Source organism: Amycolatopsis sp. NPDC005961 (genome assembly GCF_040629235.1).
Classification (GTDB): Bacteria; Actinomycetota; Actinomycetes; order Mycobacteriales; family Pseudonocardiaceae; genus Amycolatopsis; species Amycolatopsis camponoti.
In genome coordinates, this window is the sequence record NZ_JBEXVF010000014.1 from 139,075 (window position 1) to 161,678 (window position 22,604).

A 22,604-nucleotide genomic window follows, 5' to 3' on the forward strand; every position below is an offset into this window, starting at 1 on the left:
CGGCCGCGGTGCGCGCCGACCTACGATCGAAAAAGACGACCATGAGTGCTGGCTTGCTACAGCGGTGGAGTGCGGAATGCGTGAGTTTGAAACCGAATCGAATCGGGCGTCCGGGTTCGCGGAGCGGCTGACCGAACTGCCCTCCGGTGACCGCTCGGCATTCCTGGCCGACGTCGTCCACGACGCCACCCGGGCCGCGCTGCTGGCGGCGCGCCCGGACGTCCCGGCGGTGCTCGACCCCGAAAAGGCGTTCTCCGACCACGGGTTCGACTCGCTGGCCGCGGTCGAGCTGCACGCGCGGCTCACCGAGGCCACCGGGCTCGACCTGCCGGTCACCCTGGCCTTCGACCACCCGACGCCGGTCGCCGTCGCGCGCTTCCTGCACGCGGCGGTGTTCGGGGCCGAGGTCGTCCACAGTGGACTCGCGAACACGAGCGACCCGGACGAGCCGGTCGCGATCGTCGGCATCGGCTGCCGCTACCCGGGCGGGGCCGCCTCGCCCGAGGACCTCTGGCGGCTCGTCGCCGAAGAGGTGCACACCATCACCGGGTTCCCGACCGACCGCGGCTGGGACCTCGACGGCCTCTACGACCCGGACCCGGACCGCCCGGGCAGCAGCTACGTCACCTCCGGTGGCTTCCTGCCCGACGCGGGCGAGTTCGACGCGGGCTTCTTCGGCATCGCCCCGCGCGAGGCGTCCGCGATGGACCCGCAGCAGCGGCTCGTCCTCGAGACGGCGTGGGAAGCGCTCGAGCGCGCCAAGATCGACCCGACGACGCTGCGCGGCACGCCCGCCGGCGTCTTCATCGGCGCCGAGGCCCAGGAGTACGGCCCGCGCCTGCACGAGGCCCCCGACGGCCTCGACGGCTACATGCTCACCGGCAACGCGCCCAGCGTCGTCTCCGGTCGCGTCGCCTACGCGCTCGGCCTCGAAGGCCCGACGCTGACCGTCGACACCGCGTGCTCCGGCTCGCTCGTCGCACTGCACCTCGCCGTGCAGGCCCTGCGCCGCGGCGAAACCCCGCTCGCGCTCGCCGGCGGTGTCGCCGTCATGGGCGGGCCCGGCACGTTCACCGCCTTCAGCCGTCAGCGCGGCCTCGCCGAGGACGGCCGCTGCAAGGCCTTCGCCGCGGCCGCCGACGGCACCGGGTTCGCCGAGGGCGTCGGTGTCCTGGTGCTGGAACGGCTGTCCGACGCCGTCGCGAACGGGCACACCGTCCTCGCGATCGTCCGCGGCACGGCCATCAACTCCGACGGCGCGTCCAACGGCCTCACCGCCCCCAACGGCCCGTCGCAGCAGCGCGTGATCCACCGCGCCCTCGCCGACGCCCGCCTGGAAGCGTCCGAAGTGGACGCCGTCGAGGCGCACGGCACCGGCACCCGGCTCGGCGACCCGATCGAGGCGCAGGCGCTGCTCGCCACCTACGGCCAGAGCCGTGAGACGCCGCTGCTGCTCGGCTCGATCAAGTCCAACATCGGCCACACCCAGGCCGCGGCCGGCGTGGCCGGCGTCATCAAGATGGTCGAGGCGATCCGCCGCGGCCGGCTGCCGAAGACCCTGCACGTCGACGCGCCGACCCCGCACGTCGACTGGACCGCGGGCGACGTCGAGCTGCTGACCGAGGCCCGCGAGTGGCCCGCGGTCGAGCGTCCGCGCCGCGCGGGTGTCTCGTCGTTCGGCGTCAGCGGCACCAACGCGCACGTCATCATCGAGCAGGCGCCCGAGACCGCCGACGAGACCGTCGACACCCGGCCGCTGCCCGTCGTGCCGCTGCTCGTCTCGGCCCGCAGCGAGGAAGCCCTGCGGGCGCAGGCCGAAAAGCTCGTGTCCACAGTGGAGTCGGCGGACCTCACCGAGGTGGGCTTCTCGCTCGCCGGGACGCGGGCCGCGCACGACCACCGCGCCGTCGTCGTCGCCGAGAGCACCGAGGACGCCGTCCGCGGCCTGCGCGCGCTCGCCGCGGGGGAGCCGGACAGCGCGGTCGTCACCGGCGAACGCACGCCGGGCAAGCTCGCCATGCTGTTCACCGGCCAGGGCTCGCAGCGCCTCGCCATGGGCAAGGAGCTGTACCTGGCCCACCCCGTCTTCGCCGAGGTCTTCGACGAGGCCATCGACCACCTCGACGTCCAGATGGACCGCCCCCTGCGCGACGTCCTCTTCGGCGACGACGCCGAGGAGCTGAACGGCACCCAGTACGCGCAGTGCACGCTGTTCGCGATCGAGGTCGCGCTGGCGCGGCTGCTGGAGTCCTGGGGCGTCAAGCCGGCCGTCCTGCTCGGCCACTCGATCGGCGAGCTGGCCGCCGCGCACATCGCCGGTGTCTGGTCGCTGGAGGACGCCTGCCTGGTCGTCGCCGCACGCGGCCGGCTCATGCAGGCCCTGCCCGAGGGCGGGGCGATGGTCGCCATCGCCGCGACCGAGGACGAGGTCGGCCCGCTGCTCACCGACGGCGTGAGCATCGCCGCGATCAACGGACCCACGTCGGTCGTCGTCTCCGGCGAGCGCGCCGAGGTCGAGGCCGTCGCCGAGGTGTTCCGCCTGCAGGGCCGCAAGACGAGCGAGCTGCGCGTGTCGCACGCGTTCCACTCGCCGCTGATGGAGCCGATGCTCGCCGGGTTCCGGGAGGTCCTGGAGGTCGTCGACTACGCGCCGCCGTCGATCCCCCTCGTCTCGAACGTCACCGGCCGCCTGGCCACCGCCGAGGAGCTGTGCTCGCCCGGCTACTGGCTCTACCACGTGCGACGGCCGGTCCGGTTCGCCGACGGCGTCGCCGCGCTCGCCGCGGCCGGCGTCACCACCGCCCTCGAAGTCGGCCCGGACGCCGTCCTGGCGGCGATGGCGGCCACCGGCCCGCACGGCCGCGACATCGCCTTCGTGCCCGCGCAGCGCCGCGGCCACGCCGAGGTCCCGGCCCTCGCCGGCGCGCTCGGCCGGCTGCACACCCGGGGCGTCCCGGTCGACTGGACCGCGTTCTTCGGCCCGGCCAACGCCGTCGACCTGCCGACCTACGCCTTCCAGCGCAAGCACTTCTGGCTCACCGCGCGCGGCGCCACCGACTTCGGCCAGCTCGCCTCCGGCCACCCGCTGCTGGCCGCCGAGATCGGCCTGGCCGACCACGACGGCCTGGTCCTGACCGGCCGCATCGGCCTGCGATCGCACCCGTGGCTCGCCGACCACACCATCGCCGGCACGGCCCTCCTGCCCGGCACCGCGTTCGTCGAAATGGCCCTGCACGCCGCCGGGCGCGCGGGCTGCGACGTCGTCGACGAGCTGACCCTGCAGGCGCCGCTCGCCGTGCCCGAAGGCGCCGGCGCCGAGGTGCAGGCCGTGGTCGGCCCGGTCGAGGACGGCCGCCGCACCATCGAGTTCTACTCGCGGACCACCCACGACGTCGCCTGGACCCGCCACGCCGTCGGCGTGCTGGCCGAGGCTCCGGCCGCCGAGCCCGCGCCGATCACCGAGTGGCCCCCGTCCGGTGCCGAGGTCGTCGCCACGCACGAGCTGTACGAAGAACTGGCCGCGCACGGCTACGGCTACGGTCCGCTGTTCCAGGGCCTGCGCACGGCGTGGAAGCGCGATGATGTCGTGTACGCCGAGGTCGCCCTGCCGACCCGGGACGACTCCTTCGGCATCCACCCCGCGCTGCTCGACGCGGTCCTGCACGCCACCGACTTCGCTCCCGGCGAGGCCCGGGAGGCCGACGAGATCCGCCTGCCGTTCGCCTGGACCGGCGTGCGGCTGCACGCCTCCGGCGCGGCCGAGGTGCGCGTCCGGATCACCTCGCCCGCCACCGGCGGTGTCTCCCTCGAGGTCACCGACCCGGCGGGGACGCCGGTGCTGTCGGTCGAGTCGTTCCGCTCCCGCCCGGTCAGCGGCGCCGACCTGGGCCCGCGGGCCCAGGACCTGCTGCACACCGTCGAATGGACGCCAGTCGCGACGGCCGACGGGGACATCTCCGTCACCGAGGTCACCGACGTGGCCGAGCTGACCGAGGTGCCGGACACGATCGTTGTGCCGGTCGCCGCGAAGGGCCGCAGCATCCCGGCGGCGGCCAAGCAGGTCGCCCACCGCGTGCTGGCCGTCCTGCAGGAGTTCCTCGCCGACGACCGGTTCGCCGCGGCCAAGCTCGTGCTCCGGACTCCCGGCTCGCTCGCCGACTCCGTCGTGCGCGGGCTGGTGCGCTCGGCGCAGGCCGAGCAGCCGGGCCGGATCGTCCTGATCGAGGGCGACACCACCGCCGCGACCCTGGCCACCGCGCTCGCGTCCGGCGAGCCGGAGCTGCGCGTCGACGGTGACCGGGTGCTGGCCCCGCGGCTCGTCCGCCTGCACACCGACGCACCGGCCTGGCAGCCCGACGGCACCGTGCTGATCACCGGCGGCACCGGCGGCCTCGGCGCGCAGGTCGCGCGCCACCTCGTCACCACCCACGGCGTCCGGCACCTGGTGCTGCTCAGCCGCCGCGGAAGCGACGCCCCGGGCACCGCCGAGCTGGTCGCGGAGCTGGCGGAAACCGCGACGGTGCAGGTCATCGCCTGTGACGTCACCAAGAAGCGGTCGCTGTCGGCCGCGCTGAAGAAGATCGAGCAGCCGCTGACCGCGGTCGTCCACACCGCCGGTGTGCTCGACGACGCCCTGATCGGCTCGCTCACCGAAGAGCGCCTCGACACCGTCCTCGGCCCCAAGGTCGACGCCGCGTGGGCGCTGCACGAGCTGACTTCGGACCTGGCCGCGTTCGTCCTGTTCTCGTCCTCGGCCGGCCTGGTCGACGGCGTGGGCCAGGCCAACTACGCCGCGGGCAACACCTTCCTCGACGCGCTCGCCGAGCACCGCCGCGAGCAGGGTCTCCCCGCGACGTCTCTGGCCTGGGGCCTGTGGACCGACGACGGCGCCGCGCTCGGCATGAGCGCCGGACTGTCCGAAAAGGACCTGAGCCGGATCGGCCGGCTGGGCCTCGCCCCGCTGACCTCGGCCGAAAGCCTGGCCGCGCTGGACGCCGCGATCGCCTCGGACACGGCCACCGTCGTGCCCACCCGCGTCGACCGCGTCGCCCTCGGGGCCCGCGACGACATCCCGGCCCTGCTGCGCGGCCTGGCCCCGGCCGGACGCCGTCGGGTCGCCGCCGCGGCCGCCGGGGAGCTGACGCCGGAGCGGCAGTTCGCCGAGCGGTTCGTCTCCCTGTCCGAGGCCGACCGCGACCGCGCGGTGCTCGACCTGGTGCGCACCCACGTCGCGGCCGTGCTCGGCCACGACGGCCCGTCGGCGATCAGCCCGTCGCGTCCGTTCGGCGAGATCGGCTTCGACTCGCTCGCCGCGGTGGAACTGCGCAACATCCTCGACTCCGTCACCGGCCTGCGGCTGCCCGCGACGCTCGTCTTCGACCACCCGACCCCGCGGGCGCTGGCCGGGTACCTCGTGACGCGCATCGCCGGGCTGGCCCCGGTCAAGCCGATCGCGCCGGTGACCACGGCCGACCCCGAGGAGCCGATCGCCATCGTCGGCATCGCCTGCCGCTACCCCGGTGGCGTCGCGACGCCGGAGGACCTGTGGCGGCTCGTCTCGGGCGGCGAAGAAGCGCTGACGCCGTTCCCGGCCGACCGCGGCTGGAACGTCGACGCCCTCTACGACCCCGAGCCCGGCAAGCCCGGCCACTCCTACGTCAAGCACGGCGCGTTCCTGCACGACGCCGCCGAGTTCGACGCGGACTTCTTCGAGATCAGCCCGCGCGAGGCGGCCGCCATGGACCCGCAGCAGCGGCTGCTGCTGGAAGTGTCCTGGGAGGCGTTCGAGCGGGCCGGCATCGACCCGGTTTCGTTGCGCGGCAGCGCGACCGGTGTGTTCGCCGGCGTCATGTACCACGACTGGGGCACCCGCCTCGGCACCGTCTCCGACGACATCGCGGGCTACCTCGGCAACGGCAGCCTCGCCAGCGTCGTCTCCGGCCGCGTCTCGTACGCCCTCGGTCTGGAGGGCCCGACGGTCACCGTCGACACGGCGTGCTCGTCGTCGCTGGTCGCCCTGCACTGGGCGGTCCAGGCGCTGCGCCGCGGCGAGTGCACGCTCGCCCTCGCCGGTGGCGTCACCGTGATGTCCACTCCGGACACCTTCGTCGACTTCAGCCGCCAGCGCGGCCTGTCCGCCGACGGCCGCTGCCGCTCGTTCGCCGACGCGGCCGACGGCACCGGCTGGGGCGAGGGCGCGGGCATGCTGCTCGTCGAGCGGCTTTCGGACGCCAAGCGCAACGGCCACCCGGTCCTCGCGCTGCTCAAGGGCTCCGCGGTCAACCACGACGGCGCGTCCAACGGCCTCACCGCCCCGAACGGTCCCTCGCAGCAGCGCGTGATCACGAAGGCCCTGGTCGATGCTGGTTTGAAGCCGTCCGAAGTGGACGCCGTCGAAGGACACGGCACCGGCACCACGCTGGGCGACCCGATCGAGGCCCAGGCCCTGCTGGCCACCTACGGCCAGGACCGGGCCGAGGACCAGCCCCTGTGGCTCGGTTCGATCAAGTCGAACATCGGTCACACGCAGGCCGCGGCCGGCGTCGCGGGCATCATCAAGATGGTCATGGCGCTGCGCAACGAGCAGCTGCCGCAGACCCTGCACGTCGACCGTCCGTCCACTGTGGTCGACTGGGACACGGGCGCCGTTCGGCTCCTGACCGAGGCGCGCGACTGGTCGCCCAACGGCCACCCGCGCCGCGCGGCCGTCTCGTCGTTCGGCATCAGCGGCACCAACGCCCACGTCATCATCGAGCAGGCCCCGGCCGACGCCGAGATCACGCAGCCGGCCGAGCCGCAGCCCGAAGCCGTCGTCCCCGTCGCGCTCTCCGGCCGCACCCCGGCCGCCGTGCGCGGCCAGGCCGCCCGGCTGCGGGAGTACGTCGCCGACCACGCGGACGTCACCGTCGCCGAGCTGGCCCGGTCGCTGAACTCGACCCGGGCGGCCCTGGAGCAGCGGGCCGTGGTGATCGCCGGGACCCCGGCCGAGCTGGCCGACGGCCTGGACGCGCTGGCGACCGGCGAGCCCGGCACCGACGTCGTCACCGGCACCGCCGGCGAGGGCAAGCTGGCGTTCCTGTTCTCCGGTCAGGGCGCCCAGCGCGTCGGCATGGGCCAGGCACTGCACGCCACCTACCCGGTGTTCGCCGAAGCCTTCGACGCCGTCTGCGCCGCGATCGACCCGCTGCTCGACCTGCCGCTGCGCGACGTCGTCTTCGACACGACCGCGCTGGCGAACCGCGGCCTGCTCGACCAGACGCAGTACACGCAGACCGCGCTGTTCGCCGTCGAGGTCTCGCTGTTCCGGCTCGCCGAGGCGTGGGGGATCGTCCCCGACGCCTTGGCCGGGCACTCCATCGGTGAGCTGGCCGCGGCGCACGTCGCCGGGGTGCTCTCCCTCGAGGACGCGGCGAAGCTGGTCGCGGCTCGCGGACGCCTGATGGGTTCGCTGAGCGAGCCGCCGGGGGCGATGGTTTCCCTGGCCACGACCGAAGAGGCCGCGCGGGAGCTGCTGCGCGGGCACGAGGACGAGGTCAGCATCGCCGCCGTCAACGGCCCCGAGTCGATCGTCGTCTCCGGCGTCGCCGAGGTCGTCGCGCGGATCGAGCGGGCGGCCACGGTCGCCGACATCCGGACGCGCCGGCTGCGCGTGAGCCACGCGTTCCACTCGCCGCTGATGGCCCCGATGCTCGACGAGTTCCGCGAGATCGCCGCCGGGCTGACGTTCCACGCGCCGCAGATCCCGATCTTCTCCACGGTTTCGCCCGGCGCGGACCTGACTTCGCCGGAGTACTGGGTCACCCATGTCCGCGAAGCCGTGCGCTTCGGGGACGCGATCACGGCCCTGGAGGCCGACGGCGTCGAGACGTTCCTCGAGCTGGGCCCCGACAGCGTGCTCTCGGCGCTCGGCCCGCAGAGCGTGGCGAACCCGGACGCGGTCGCGTTCGTGCCCTTCGGCCGCCGCGACCGGGACGAGGTCCGCACCGCGCTGGCGGCGCTCGGCCGCCTGCAGACCCGGGGTGCCGCCCGGCTGGACCGCGTGCTCGGTGCCGGCCCGATCCGGCTCGACCTGCCGACGTACGCCTTCCAGCACAAGCGTTTCTGGCTCGACGCGACGCCGTCCGGCGACGTGACGGCGGTCGGCCAGCAGCCGCTGCCGCACCCGATGCTGGGCGCGGTCGTGCCGCTGTCCGGCTCGGACACGACCGTGCTCACCGGCCGCCTGTCGGCCGGGTCGGTGCCGTGGGTGGCGGACCACGTCGTCAAGGGCGCGATCCTGGTGCCCGGCACCGGGTTCGTCGAGCTGGCCATCGCGGCCGGCGACCAGGTCGGCCACTCGACGGTCGAAGAGCTGACGCTGCAGGCGCCGCTCGTCCTGCCGCCGGACGGCGCCGTCGCGCTCCAGGTCGTGGTCGGTCCCGCCGACGGCGACCGCCGCCCGGTCACCGTGTTCTCCCGCCCGATCGACGGCGAGGAGTGGACCCAGCACGCGCTCGGCACGCTGTCCGCGGCGCCGCGGCCCGAGCCCGCCGGGCTCACCGAATGGCCGCCGGCGGGCGCGAACCGCATCGAGGTCGAAGGCGCGTACGACCTGCTCAGCGAGCGTGGGTACGGCTACGGCCCGTCCTTCCAGGGGCTCACGGCCGCCTGGAAGCGGGGCAACGAAGTCTTCGCCGAGGTCGCGCTGCCGGAACCGGCGGCGTCGACGGCGAGCCTCTACGGCCTGCACCCGGCGTTGCTCGACATCGCGATGCACGCCGACCTCCTCGGCGACCCGGGCGGCGCGACGCTGCTGCCGTTCGTCTGGAACGGCGTCACGCTGCACGCCGCCGGCGCTTCGGTGCTGCGGGTGCGGATCGAGCGGCTGAACGGCGACGAGGTGTCGGCCATCGAGGTGGCCGACAGCGAGGGCCGCCCGGTCGCGACCATCGACTCGCTCGTCTCGCGACCGGTCCGCCGGGAGCTGACGGCGTCGGCCGCCGAGACCGACGGCTCGCTGCTGAAGATCGCCTGGCAGCCCGTTTCCGTGCCGCAGTCCGACGCCGCGGTGGTCGCCATCGGCCGCGGCCGCGTCGGGGTGGCCGCCACCTACGCCGGGTTCGCCGACCTTGTCGCGGCCATCGACCGCGGCGAGCCGGTGCCGGCCCTGATCACGGTGACCGTGCCCGGCGCCGAAGGGGATGTCCCGGCGGCGGCCCGCGAGAACACCGCGTGGCTGCTCGCCGAGCTGCAGGCCTGGCTGGCCGACGCCCGGTTCGGGATCACCAAGCTGGCTGTGGTCACGCAGGACGCGGTGCCCGCCGGTGAGTCCACTGTGGACGTAACGCAGGGGCTGCTGTGGGGCCTGGCCCGCGGGGCGCAGGCCGAGCACCCCGGGCGCGTGTTCGTCGTCGACGCCGATTCCGGCACGGCGGCCGCCTCGATCGCGGCGGTCATCGCCTCCGGGGAGCCGGAGGCCGCGATCCGCGAAGGCGCGGTGCTCGTGCCGCGGTACGTCAAGACCGAGTCCACCGGCGCTTCCCCCTGGGGAGCGGGCAGCGTGCTGATCACCGGGGGTACCGGCGGGCTCGGCAGCCTGCTGGCCCGCTACCTGGTGGCCGAGCACGGCGTCACCGACCTGGTGCTCACGAGCCGTCGCGGGCTCGGCGCGCCGGGGGCCCGGCAGCTGGTCGAAGACCTGAAGGACCTGGGGGCCCGGGTGCGGGTCGCCGCGTGCGACGTCACCGAGCGCGCCCAGGTCGAGAGCCTGCTCGGGGCGATCGAGAACCTGACCGCCGTGGTGCACGCGGCGGGCACGGCCGACAGCGGAGTCTTCGACTCGCTGACTCCCGAACGGCTCGACTCGGTCCTGCGGTCGAAGGTCGACGCCGCCTGGCACCTGCACGAGCTGACCCAGGACCTGGCCGCGTTCGTCCTGTTCTCGTCGGCCGGCGGGCAGGTGCTGCCGGCGGGCCAGGCGAACTACGCCGCGGCCAACGCGTTCCTCGACGGCCTCGCCGCGCACCGGCGGGCCGCGGGCCAGCCCGCGACGGCGCTGGCCTGGGGGCTGTGGGCCGAGAACACCGGCCTCGGCGGCGAGCTGGCCGAGGCGGACCTCGCCCGGATGGCGCGGCTCGGTCTCCCCGCGGTCACCGCGGAGCAGGGGCTCGCGCTGTTCGACGCGGCGACCGCCACCGAGGACGCCGTGATCGCCCCGCTGCGGGTCGACGTCGCGGCGCTGAGGGCCCGGACCGACGACCTGCCCGCGTTGCTGCGCGGGTTCGTCCCGCCGAAGGCCCGCCGGACCGCCAAGGCGGCGAAGGCGGCCGACAACGCGCTCGCCGCGGAGCTGGCCTCCTTGGCCGACAACGAGCGTGACCGCGTGCTGCTGGACATCGTCCGCACGCAGGTGGCCACCGTGCTCGGCTACGCGGACAAGTCCGAAGTGGACGGCACCCGCGCGTTCAAGGAGCTGGGCTTCGACTCGCTCGCCGCGGTCGAGCTGCGCAACCTGCTCGGCACCGCGACCGGCCTGACCCTGCCCGCGACGCTGATCTTCGACCACCCGACGGCCAAGGCGGTGGCGGACTTCGTCAAGGGCAAGCTGCTCGGCGCCGTCGCCAAGGTCCCGGCCACCACGACCCGGACCAACGCGTCGATGCAGGAGCCGATCGCGATCGTCGGCATGGCCTGCCGGTACCCCGGCGGCGTCCGGTCGCCGGAGGACCTCTGGCAGCTGCTGGTCGACGAGGTCGACGCCGTGTCGGAGTTCCCGACCAACCGCGGCTGGGACATCGACAGCATCTACGACCCCGAGCGCGGCAAGCGCGGCAAGACCTACGCTCGCGAAGGCGGCTTCCTCCACGAAGGCACCCTGTTCGACCCGGCGTTCTTCGGCATCGGCCCGCGCGAGGCGCTGGCCATGGACCCGCAGCAGCGGCTCCTGCTGGAGACGGCGTGGGAGGCCATCGAGCGGGCCGGCATCGACCCGACCGCGCTGCGCGGCAGCATGACCGGCGTCTTCACCGGCGCGATGTACGACGACTACGGCAGCCGCGTCCCCGGCGCGCCCCTCGACGTCGCCGCCTACATCCCCAACGGCAGCTCGGGCGCGGTCGTCTCCGGCCGCATCTCCTACCTGCTGGGGCTGGAAGGCCCGTGCATGACGGTCGACACCGCGTGCTCGTCTTCGCTGGTCACGCTGCACCTCGCGGTGCAGGCGCTGCGGGCGGGGGAGTGCGGGCTGGCCCTCGCCGGCGGCGTCACGCTGCTCTCGCAGCCGGACCTGTTCGTCGACTCCAGCCGCCAGGGCGTGCTTTCGCCCAACGGCCGGTCGAAGTCCTTCTCGGCGGCGTCCGACGGCGTCGGCTGGGCCGAGGGCGCGGGCCTGCTCCTGCTGGAGCGGCTGTCCGACGCCCAGCGCAACGGGCACGAGGTCCTCGCCGTGGTCCGTTCCAGCGCCGTCAACCAGGACGGCGCGTCCAACGGCCTCACCGCACCGAACGGGCCTTCGCAGGAACGCGTGATCCACGCGGCCCTCGCGGCGGGCGGGCTCACGCCGTCCGAAGTGGACGCCGTCGAAGCCCACGGTTCGGGCACGAAGCTGGGTGACCCGATCGAGGCGCAGGCGCTGCTGGCCACCTACGGCCAGGACCGTCCGGACGGGCGGCCGCTGTACCTGGGCTCGGTGAAGTCCAACATCGGCCACGCGCAGGCTTCCGGCGGTGCGGCGGGGGTCATCAAGGTCGTCCAGGCGATGCGGCACAACACGCTGCCGAAGTCGCTGCACATCGACGCGCCGTCGCCGGTCGTCGACTGGACCACGGGCGACATCGAGCTGCTGACCGAGGCCCGGCCGTGGCTGCCCAACGGGCGTCCGCGCCGCGCGGGTGTCTCATCGTTCGGCATCAGCGGGACCAACGCGCACATCATCATCGAAGAGGCGCCTCCGTCCACTGTGGAACGTCCGCGCCGGACGGCGCCGGTGTTGCCGTCGGTGCCGTTGCCGATCGCCGGGACCACGGCCGCGGCCCTCGCCGGCCAGGCCGCCCGGATGGCCGCGTGGATCCGGTCGAACCCCGAGCTGGACCTCACCGACGTCGGCTACTCGCTCGCCATCGGGCGGGCCGCGCTCGACCACCGCTCGGTGGTCCTGGCGGCGACCCGTGACGCCGCTTTGAAGGCGCTTGACGGCCTCGCCACCGGCGGGACCCCGGCGGGCACGGTGACCGGCACGACCAGCGCGGCCGACCTGACCGCGTTCCTGTTCACCGGCCAGGGCGCCCAGCAGCCGGGCATGGGCCGCGAGCTGTACGAGGCCTTCCCGGTCTTCGCCGGAGCCTTCGACGAAGCGTGCGGCCTGTTCGACACCGAGGTCCCGCTGAAGCAGGTCATCTGGGCCGAGAAGGGGTCCGAGGACGGCGAGCTGCTGAACAAGACCGCGTACACGCAGTGCGCGCTGTTCGCGATCGAGGTCGCGCTCTACCGCCTGGTCGAGTCGTGGGGCCTCACGCCGGACTACGTCGCCGGGCACTCGATCGGCGAGCTGGCCGCGGCGCACGTCGCCGGGGTGCTTTCCCTGGCCGACGCCTGTGCCCTGGTCGCCGCCCGCGGCCGGCTGATGCAGGCCCTGCCGGCCGGGGGCGCCATGGCGGCCATCGCGGCCACCGAGGACGAGGTGCGCGCCGCGCTCCCGGCCGACGTGGACGTCGCGGCGGTCAACGGCCCGCGTTCGGTGGTCGTCTCCGGGCCCGAGGCCGCGGTGAAGGCGGCGATGGCGGCCTTCAAGAACGCCGGACGGCGGACGAAGCAGCTGGTCGTCTCGCACGCCTTCCACTCCTCGCTGATGGAGCCGATGCTGGCCGACTTCGCCGTGGTGGCGGAGAAGCTGACGTACTCGGCGCCGGGCATCCCGGTCGTTTCGAACGTGACCGGCCGGATCGCCACCGCCGAGCAGCTCTGCTCGCCGGAGTACTGGGTGAACCACGTGCGGGAGGCCGTCCGGTTCGCCGACGGCGTCGGCACGCTGCTCGCCGCCGGGGTGACCCGGTTCGTCGAGCTGGGCCCGGACGCGGTGCTGACCGGCATGGCCCGCGAGTGCGACACCTCGGCCGCCGACCGGCCCGACCGCGTCGTGGGCGTGCCCGCGCTGCGCCGGGGCCGCGACGAGGTCCCGACGCTGTTCACCGCGCTGGCCACGCTGTACTCGCGGGGTGCGAAGCCCGACTGGGCCGCGGTGTTCGCCGGCCGCGGTGCGTCCACTGTGGACCTGCCGACCTACGCCTTCCAGAACAAGGAGTACTGGCTCAACGCGACGAAGCGGGCCGGCGACGTCGGCTCGCTCGGCGCCAAGGCCGCCGGGCACCCGCTGCTGGGCGCACTGGTGGAGCTGCCCGACGGCGGCGCGGTCCTCACCGGCCGGCTCGCCGTCGACCGGCAGACCTGGCTGGCCGACCACGTGGTGCTGGGCCGCACGATGCTGCCGGGCACCGCGTACGTCGAGTTGGCCCTGCACGCCGGCGACCAGGTCGGCTGCGACGTCTTGGAGGAGCTGACCCAGCAGGCCCCGCTGCTGCTGCCCGTGGAGGGCGGCGTCGACATCCGCGTCGTCGTCGGCGCTCCCGGCGCGGACGGCCGTCGTGACCTGTCGGTGCACTCCCGTACCGAAGACGTGTGGACGCAGCACGCGGCGGGCACCCTCGCCACGGGTGCGCGGCCGGCGGAGTTCGACCTCTCGGTGTGGCCGCCGGAGAACGCCGAAGCCGTCGACCTCACCGGCCTCTACGACGACCTGGCCGGGCTCGGCTTCGGCTACGGCCCGGTGTTCCGGAACTTGCGTGCGGTGTGGCTGCGTGACGGCGAAGTCTTCGCCGAGGTGGCGCTGCCCGAGGGCACCGATTCCAGGGAGTTCGGGCTGCACCCGGGTCTGCTGGACTCGGCGCTGGGTGCGACGGACTTCCTCGTCCCCGGCGGCCCGAAGGCGCTGACCGAGACGACGATCCCGTTCGCCTGGAACCAGGTCTCGCTGCACGCTTCCGGTGCCACGACGCTGCGGGTGCGGGTCCGCAAGGAAGGCACAGCAGGGAAGGACGCCTCGCTCGCGCTGGCCGACGCGACCGGTTCGCCGGTCGCCTGGATCGAGTCGCTGGTGACGCGGCCGGTGTCGGAGGGCCAGCTGGGCGCGAAGGTGCCCGACTCGCTCTACCGGATCGACTGGCAGCCCGCGGCCGGTGTCCGCCTGGTCAAGTCCCTCGAGGGCTGGGCCGTGCTCGGCGCCGACGACCTCGGCCTGGGCGTGCCGACGCACGACGAGCCGGTGGCGGCCGACGTGCTGGTCCTGCCGGTCGTGTCCGGCGCCGGGGACGTGCCGGCGCAGGTCCACGCGACCGTCCGGAAGACGTTGGCGCAGCTGCAGACCTGGCTCGGCGGTTCGTCCGACGGCAAGCTCCTGGTCGTCACGCGCAACGCCGTGGCGGACCGCCCGGACCTCGCGCAGGCACCGGTCTGGGGACTGGTGCGGGCCGCACAGGCGGAGAACCCCGGCCGGATTCAGATCGTCGACGTCGACGACCTGTCCCAGTCGATGCGGGCCCTGCCCGCGGTGGTTGCCTCCGGTGAGCCGGAAGCGACCGTCCGGGTCGGCGAGGTCCGGGTGCCGCGGCTGGCCAAGGTCACCACGGTCGGCGACCCGGTCGAGTGGGACGCCGACGGCACGGTGCTCATCACCGGCGGCGCCGGCCTGCTCGGCGGCCACCTGGCCCGGCACCTCGTGGCTCGCGGCGCCCGGAAGCTGGTCCTGACCAGCCGCCGGGGCCTGGACGCGCCGGGTGCTCGTGAGCTGGTCGACGAGCTGGGCGCTTCGGTGACCGTCGCGGCCTGCGACGTCACGAACCGGGACGAGCTGGCGACGCTGATCGGGTCGCTGCCCGACCTCACCGCCGTGGTCCACGCGGCCGGGCAGATGGACAGCGCGGTGCTGAGCGCACTCACTCCGGCTCAGGTCGAGAACGTCCTGCGGCCCAAGGTGGACGCGGCCTGGCACCTGCACGAGCTGACCGCGTCGCTGGACCTCAAGGCGTTCGTCCTCTACTCCTCGGCGGGCGGCCTGCTGCTCGCCGCCGGGCAGGCGAACTACGCCGCGGGCAACGTCTTCCTGGACGCGCTGGCCGAGCACCGCGCGGCGCTGGGCCTCCCGGCGACGGCGCTGGCCTGGGGTCCGTGGGAAGGCAGCGGCGACGCGGTCGACCTGACGCACATCGCCCGGTCCGGGGTCGCGGAGCTGACCGTCGCCGACGGTCTCGCGCTCTTCGACGCCGCGCTCGCGGCCGGCGAACCGGCCCTGGTGCCGGTCAAGCTCGCTGACCTGCGTGAGGCCGACCGGATCGCGCCGCTCCTGCGCGGCCTGGTCACGGCCACTCCGCGACGCGCCGCGGCGGCAGCGGGCAGTGTGACGGCGGCACCCGAAGCCGGGTTCGCCGAGAAGCTGACCGGGATGTCGGCCGACGAGCGGGAAGCGGCGCTGCTGCAGCTGGTCTGCGAGCACGCGGCGGCCGTCCTCGGCTACGACGACGCGTCGGCGGTCGGCGTCGAGAAGGGCTTCACGGACCTGGGCATCGACTCGCTGGCCGCGCTGGAACTGCGCAACCGGCTCGGGGCGGCCTGCGGGCTGCGCCTGCCGGCGACGCTGATCTTCGACTACCCGAGCCCGCTGCCGCTGACCCGCTTCCTGCTCGGCGAGCTGCTGCCCGAACTGGGCGAGCCGGTCGAAGAGGTCGCCGAGGCCAACGGAACCGACGAAGTGGCCGCGATCGCCGGGATGGACCTGGCCGACCTGGTCAAGTCCGCGATGGCGGGCACCCAGACCGATGGAGGGGACTCCCAGTGACTCAGGCGCCGTCCACCGAGCAGATCGTCGCCGCGCTGCGTCAGTCCATGATGGACAACGAGCGGCTCAAGGCGGACAACCAGAAGCTCACCGCGGCGATGAGCGAGCCGATCGCCATCATCGGGATGGGCTGCCGGTACCCCGGCGGCGTCACCACGCCGTCGGAGCTCTGGGACCTCGTCGCGGGCGGCACCGACGCCATCGGCGAGTTCCCGGAGGACCGCGGCTGGGACACTGCGTCGATCTACGACCCCGCGGGCCGGCCCGGGACGACGTACTCGAAGGAGGGCGGCTTCCTCCTCGAAGCCGCCGACTTCGAGCCGGAGTTCTTCGGGATCTCGCCACGCGAAGCCAAGACGCTCGACCCGCAGCAGCGGATCGTGCTGGAGACGGCGTGGGAGGCCGTGGAGCGCGCCGGGATCGTGCCGTCGACGTTGCGCGGCAGCAAGACCGGCGTCTTCGCGGGCGTGATGTACCACGACTACGGCGCCGGGAGCAGCGACGGCAGTCTCATCTCCGGCCGCATCTCCTACACCCTCGGCCTCGAAGGCCCGTCGGTGTCGGTGGACACGGCGTGCTCGTCGTCGCTGGTCGCCCTGCACTGGGCGGCGCAGGCGCTGCGCCGCGGCGAGTGTTCGCTGGCGCTGGCCGGCGGCGTGACCGTGATGGTGACGCCGGACATGTTCGTCTACTTCAGCGAGCAGCAGGGCCTCGCCCCGGACGGCCGCTGCAAGGCGTTCGGCAGCGGCGCCGACGGCGTCGGCTGCTCTGAAGGCGCTGGGATGCTGCTGCTGGAGAAGCTGTCCGACGCACGGCGCAACGGTCACCACGTGCTGGCCGTGCTGCGCGGCAGCGCGGTGAACTCCGACGGCGCGTCCAGTGGCATCACCGTGCCGAACGGGCCCGCGCAGCAGCGGGTGATCCGCGCGGCGCTGGCCGACGGCGGGCTCGAACTGTCCGATGTGGACGCCGTCGAAGCGCACGGCACCGGCACCAAGCTGGGTGACCCGATCGAGGCGCAGGCGCTGATCTCGACCTACGGCAAGGCGGCGACGCCCGAGCGGCCGCTGCACGTCGGGTCGTTCAAGTCGAACGTCGGCCACACGCAGGCAGCCGCCGGCGTCGGCGGCGTCATCAAGATGGTGGAGGCGCTGCGGCGCGGGGTTCTCCCGCGCACGCTGCACGCCGAGGAGCCGTCACCGCACGTCGAGTGGACGGACACGGTCTCGCTGCTCAGCGCGGAACTGCCGTGGCCGGAGACCGGGCGGCCGCGCCGCGCCGGGGTGTCGTCGTTCGGCATCAGCGGGACCAACGCGCACGTGATCGTGGAGCAAGGCGACCCGGTGGCTCTTTCGTCGTCGGACGAAGGGCCGGTGACCTGGCTGCTGTCCGCCAACGACCCGGACGCCCTGCGGGCCCAGGCCGGCAAGCTCGCCTCTTCCGTCGGCGACGCGTCCACTGTGGACGTCGGATACTCGCTGGTCACCACCCGCACGCTCGCCGAGCACCGCGCCGGGGTCGTGGCCGCCGACCGGGCGGGTGCTCTGCGCGCCCTCACCGAGTACGCGGCCGGACGTCCGGCGGGGGTCGTCGAGGGCGTGGCCGGGCCGGGGCGCACGGCGTTCCTGTTCACCGGCCAGGGCGCGCAGCGGGCCGGGATGGGCCTGGAGCTGGCGGCCGCGTTCCCGGCGTTCTCCGAGGTCTTCGACCTGGTGGCCGCCGAACTGGACAAGCACCTGGACGTTCCCCTCAAGACCGTGCTCGGCTCCGACGACACCGGGTACACGCAACCCGCGTTGTTCGCCGTCGAGGTCGCGGTGTTCCGCCTGCTGGAGTCGTGGGGCGTCCAGCCCGACTACCTGCTCGGGCACTCGATCGGCGAGCTGGCCGCGGCGCACGTCGCCGGGGTGCTCTCGCTCGAGGACGCGTGCACGCTGGTGACCGCCCGGGCGCGATTGATGCAGGCTTTGCCGACGGGCGGTGCGATGGTCGCCGTGGCGGCGACCGAAGCCGACGTCCTGCCGCTGCTGACCGAGGGCGTGTCGATCGCCGCGGTCAACGGGCCGTCGTCGGTGGTGCTCTCCGGCGACGAGGACGCGGTGCTCGCCGTGGCTTCGAACTTCTCGAAGACGACGCGGCTGAAGGTGTCGCACGCGTTCCACTCGGCGCTGATGGAGCCGATGCTGGCCGACTTCGCCTTCATCGCCCGGAACCTGACCTATCGCACGCCGGAGATCCCGATCGTCTCGACGGTTTCGCCGGACGCCGACCTGACCTCGCCGGAGTACTGGGTGAGCCAGGTGCGCGACGCCGTCCGGTTCGCCGACGGGATCCGCACGCTGCTCGACGCCGGCGTCACGACGTTCGTCGAAGTCGGCCCGTCGGCGGTGCTCACCGCGATGGGCCAGACGTGCCTGGGTGCGGACGACTCGGCGACGTTCGTCCCGGTGCTGCGCAAGGACCGGCCCGAAGCCGAGTCGGCGGCCACCGCGGTCGCGTCGCTCTTCGTGACCGGGTCCACTGTGGACTTCTCGGCGTTCTACGCCGGTGGCTCGGTGGTGGAGCTGCCGACGTACGCCTTCCAGCGCAAGCGTTACTGGCTGGAGAACCCGACCGGCGCCCGCGTCCGCGGCGTCGCCGAGATCGGGCAGCGCGACGCGGAGCACCCGCTGCTGGGTGCCGTCGTCGTCGCGGCCGACTCGGGCGGGGCCGTGCTGACCGGCCGGCTTTCGGCGCGGACGCAGCCGTGGCTCGCCGACCACGTCGTGCAGGGCTCGCTGGTTTTCCCCGGGACGGCGTTCGTCGAGCTGGCGGTCCGCGCGGGCGACGAGGTCGGCTGCGGGCGGCTCGACGAGCTGACCCTGGCCGCGCCGCTGATCCTGCCGCCGGACGGGGCGGTCCGGCTGCAGGTCGTCGTCGGTGCTCTCGAAGCAGAGCAGCGCTCTCTTGGCATCTTCTCGCAGGCCGAGGACGCCTCGGAGTGGGTCCAGCACGGTTCCGGCCGGTTGTCTGTTTCGGCTGGTATTCCGGCTGTGCTGACCGAGTGGCCGCCCGCGGGGGCGACCGAGATCGACGTGACCTCCCGCTACGACGACCTCGCCGCGCAGGGCTTCGACTACGGGCCGGTGTTCGCCGGGCTGCGCCGGGTCTGGCAGGACGGCGACACGCTGGCCGCCGAAGTCGCGCTGCCGGAGGACGCGGACGCCTCGGCGTTCGGCCTGCACCCGGCGCTGCTCGACGCCGCGCTGCACACGATCGGCCTGGCCGGGCCGACGGAGGACAAGCCGGTGCTGCCGTTCGCGTGGTCGGGCGTGTCGCTGCACGCCGCCGGGGCGGCCGAACTGCGGGTCCTGATCTCTTCGGACGTCGAGAACACCGTGTCGCTGAGCGCGACGGACGCCACCGGCGCGCCGGTGCTCAGCGTCGAATCGCTGTCGCTGCGGCCGATCGCGGCCGACGCGTTCCGTGCCACGCGCTCGGCAGTGGACGACTCGCTCTTCCGCGTCGAGTGGCAGCCGTTCGCGGGTGACGCCGTCTCGGGTGTCTCGTCCGCGGTGCTCGGCGCCGGGTTCGGACTGCCGGGGGAGTCCTATGTGGACCTTCCCGCACTGGTTGCCGCCGGGGTGGCGCCGGATGTCGTGTTCGCGCCGTTCGAAGCGCCCGTCTCGGCTTCGCCGGTCGCGGCCCGCGAGGCGACGCATCGGTTGCTGGCCCTGGCCCAGGCTTGGGTCGCCGAGGAGACTTTGGCGTCGTCCCGGCTGGTCGTGGTCGCGTCCAGGACGATCGGGACGCGTCCCGAGGAGGGCGTCGACGATCTGACGCACGCCGCGCTGTGGGGCGTGATCCGGACGGCGCAGCTGGAGTATCCGGACCGGTTCATGGTCGTGGACGTCGACGGTGGTGACCTGCCCCTCGACGCGGTGCTCGGGGCGATGTACGCCGACGAGCCGGGTGTCGCGGTGCGGGACGGCTCGGTGCTGGTGCACCGGCTGGCGAAGTTCGTGCCCACGTCGGAACCGGTCCGCCTCGATCCTGACGGAACCGTGCTGGTCACGGGCGGTACCGGCGTGCTGGGGCAGCTGATCGCGCGGCACCTGGTGACCGAGCACGGTGTCAAGAACCTGCTGCTCACGAGCCGTCGCGGTGCTTCGGCGCCGGGAGCCTCGGAGCTGGTTTCGTCGCTGACCGAGCTGGGGGCCACGGTCTCTCTGGAAGCCTGTGATCTCGCCGATCGCGACGCGGTGGCCGGGCTGCTCACGGGTGTCGACTTGTCGGCGGTCGTGCACACGGCGGGCGTCGTCGACGACGGCGTGCTGCTCGCGCTGACGCCGGAGCGGATGGACGCGGTGCTGCGGCCGAAGGTCGACGCGGCGTGGAACCTGCACGCGCTGACCGCGTCGCTGGACATCCCGTTCGTCCTGTACTCGTCCGCGGGCGGCACGCTCGGCGCGGCGGGCCAGGCGAACTACTCGGCGGCGAACGTCTTCCTGGACGCGCTGGCCCACCACCGCGCGGCCACCGGACGGCACGCGGTGTCGCTGGCGTGGGGGCTGTGGTCCGAGGGCGGCATGTCGGGCGAGCTGGCCGACACCGACCTGATCCGGATGGCCCGCTCGGGCGTGCTGGGCTTGTCGTTCGCGGACGGGCTTTCGCTGTTCGACGCGACGTTCGGGACCGAGCAGCCGTCGCTGGTGCCGGTCCGGCTGGACATGTCCGGGGTGCGTGCCGACGCGCACAGCGTCCCGGCGATGCTGAGGGGCCTGGTCCGCGGCGGTGTCCGTCGCCGGGCCGAGGTGGTCGACGACTCGTGGGCCCGGGTGGTGGCGTTGCCGGTGGCGGAGCGCGGACGTGCGTTGCTGGACCTGGTGTGCGGCACGGCGGCGGTGGTACTGGGCCACGAGCGCCGGGACGCGATCGACCCGCGCAAGGGCTTCATCGAGCTGGGTTTCGACTCCCTGACGGCGATCGAGCTGCGCAACCGCCTGGAATCCCTGACGGGGCAACGCCTCCCGGCCACGCTGATCTTCGACCACCCGTCGGCCGGCGCGCTGGCTGCCTTCCTCGGCGACGGGCTGGCCGAACCGCCGTCCGCGGTGGAAGTCCGGCTGAGCGACCTGGAGACCGAGCTGCGCGCGCTGGACTCCGCCGGGCGGGCGTCGGTCGTGGGCCGCCTCCGCGAGCTGGTGGCGACGTTCTCCCCGGCCGACCGGGAACTCGAGGAGGCCGGCGCGGACGAGCTGTTCGCGATGCTGGACGAGGAACTGGAGTCGCAGGGCTGAGTCTCCCGGCCGCCTCCCCCGGCCGGGATCAGGGACCGCTTCCGCCAACGGCGTCGGAGGCGGTCCCTTTCGTTGTGCGTGCCGTGCCGGTCACCGGAACCGGAAGGTCCGTGAAGACAGCAAAAAGGCGGTGTACGGCGACCCGAGCCGTGCACCGCCTCTTCCAGCCCGTCACACCTCGGCGAGCAGCCCCAGGGAGCACAGGGAACCCGCCAGCAGCATCATGTCGTACCGCGTCTCCTCGACGTCGGTCTCCCACAGCGCCGCCAGCACCGCGCTGGCGCGGTCCACGTCTCCGTTGTGCTGCTTCAGGGCGATCCACATCGCCGCCGCCACGGGCTCGCACTCGACCTGGCGGCTCGTGTTGCGGCAGCTCAGCCGGAGGTGGCCGTTGGGGAGCATCCGCTGGGTGACGCCGGGAACGGTCTGGATCGCCATCATGACTACCTCCGAGGGGCGGGTCGTTTTCTCGATGTACCAAGTTTCGCGGACCGGGCCCTCCCGGACCATGGGGTCCGCACCTGAACTCCGCCTGGGGTTTCCTCACCCCACCCCCTAGGGGATCCAGTCACCCAGCCGGGCCTTGACACTGGCCAGGACGCCCGCCAGCTGCGCGTTCAGGTAGAAGTGCCCACCGGGGAACACCTCCACGACGCACTCGCCGGTCGTGTGGGCGCGCCAGGCGTCCGCCTCGGCGATCTCCGTCACCGGGTCGTCGTCGCCCACCAGCACGTGGATCGGGCACTCCAGCTCACGTCCCGGGCGGTGCCGGTACGTCTCCACCGCCGTGTAGTCGCCGCGGATCGCCGGCAGCACCATGCGCAGCAGCTCGTCGTCGCCCAGCACGGCGCTGTCGGTGCCGCTGAGCTCGCGGATGGCCGCGATCAGGCCGTCGTCGTCGCGCTGGTGGACGTACTCGATCCGCTGGGCGGACGGCGCCCGGCAGGCGGACGCGAACAGGCCCAGGGGCCGCGCGCCCCGCGCTTCGAGACGGCGGGCGACCTCGTAGCCGAGCGTCGCGCCCATGCTGTGGCCGAAGAGCGCCACGGGCCGGTCGAACCACGGGCCGAGGTCGTCGGCGATCGCGTCGGCCATGGCGTCGACGTCGTCGTAACAGGCTTCGCCGAGGCGGTCCTGACGGCCGGGGTACTGGACGGCGACGATGTCGGCGTCCAGCCCGGCTCCGGCGGCCGCGCGCGAGAACGGGAAGTACGCCGTCGCGGACCCACCCGCGTGCGGCAGGCAGACCAGCCGCACGGCGGCGTCGTCGGCCACGTGGAAGCGCCGGATCCACCGGCTCGTTCTTTCGTTCAGGGCTGTCACAGTTTCCGAAGTGTTCGGGGCTTTCCCCGCTCTGGCAACCCCTACCGAAACTGTGTGCGATTCACTCCGTTGGGTGACTTTAGGTTGCGGTTGGCCCTGCTTAGGCGCCTGCTGCGAACGTCGTAGGGGCAGGAAGACAA

General features: G+C 73.6%; 4 protein-coding genes. 2 read left to right on the forward strand and 2 right to left on the reverse strand.

Going from position 1 to position 22,604, the window contains the following annotated elements; all coding sequences use genetic code 11:
• Positions 1-76: 76 nt before the first annotated feature.
• Complete coding sequence (locus ABZ342_RS15980) at positions 77-15,862, forward strand: type I polyketide synthase (RefSeq protein ID WP_360473382.1); 15,786 nt, start codon at positions 77-79, stop codon at positions 15,860-15,862.
• Positions 15,859-21,141 carry a type I polyketide synthase gene (locus tag ABZ342_RS15985; RefSeq protein WP_360473384.1) on the forward strand — a complete coding sequence of 1,761 codons (5,283 nt, stop codon included), beginning with the start codon at positions 15,859-15,861 and terminating at the stop codon, positions 21,139-21,141. The genes ABZ342_RS15980 and ABZ342_RS15985 overlap by 4 nt, the downstream gene beginning before the upstream one ends.
• A gap of 171 nt (positions 21,142-21,312) precedes the next feature.
• Here the strand turns inward: ABZ342_RS15985 and ABZ342_RS15990 are convergent, their stop codons facing one another.
• Together ABZ342_RS15990 and ABZ342_RS15995 are read right to left on the reverse strand one after the other, a co-directional pair.
• Entirely contained in the window at positions 21,313-21,579 is a 267-nt protein-coding gene (locus ABZ342_RS15990) for a hypothetical protein (RefSeq protein ID WP_230862656.1), read from the reverse strand.
• A 117-nt stretch (positions 21,580-21,696) separates the two neighbouring features.
• Positions 21,697-22,416, reverse strand: a complete 720-nt coding sequence (locus ABZ342_RS15995) for an alpha/beta fold hydrolase (RefSeq protein WP_360473386.1) — start codon at positions 22,414-22,416, stop codon at positions 21,697-21,699.
• Positions 22,417-22,604 lie beyond the last annotated feature (188 nt).

Excerpts from the sequence above, each read along its gene's own strand:
- ABZ342_RS15980 (WP_360473382.1), top strand. The coding sequence starts at position 77 with ATGCGTGAGTTTGAAACCGAATCGAATCGGGCGTCCGGGTTCGCGGAG.
- ABZ342_RS15990 (WP_230862656.1), bottom strand. The coding sequence starts at position 21,579 with ATGGCGATCCAGACCGTTCCCGGCGTCACCCAGCGGATGCTCCCCAAC.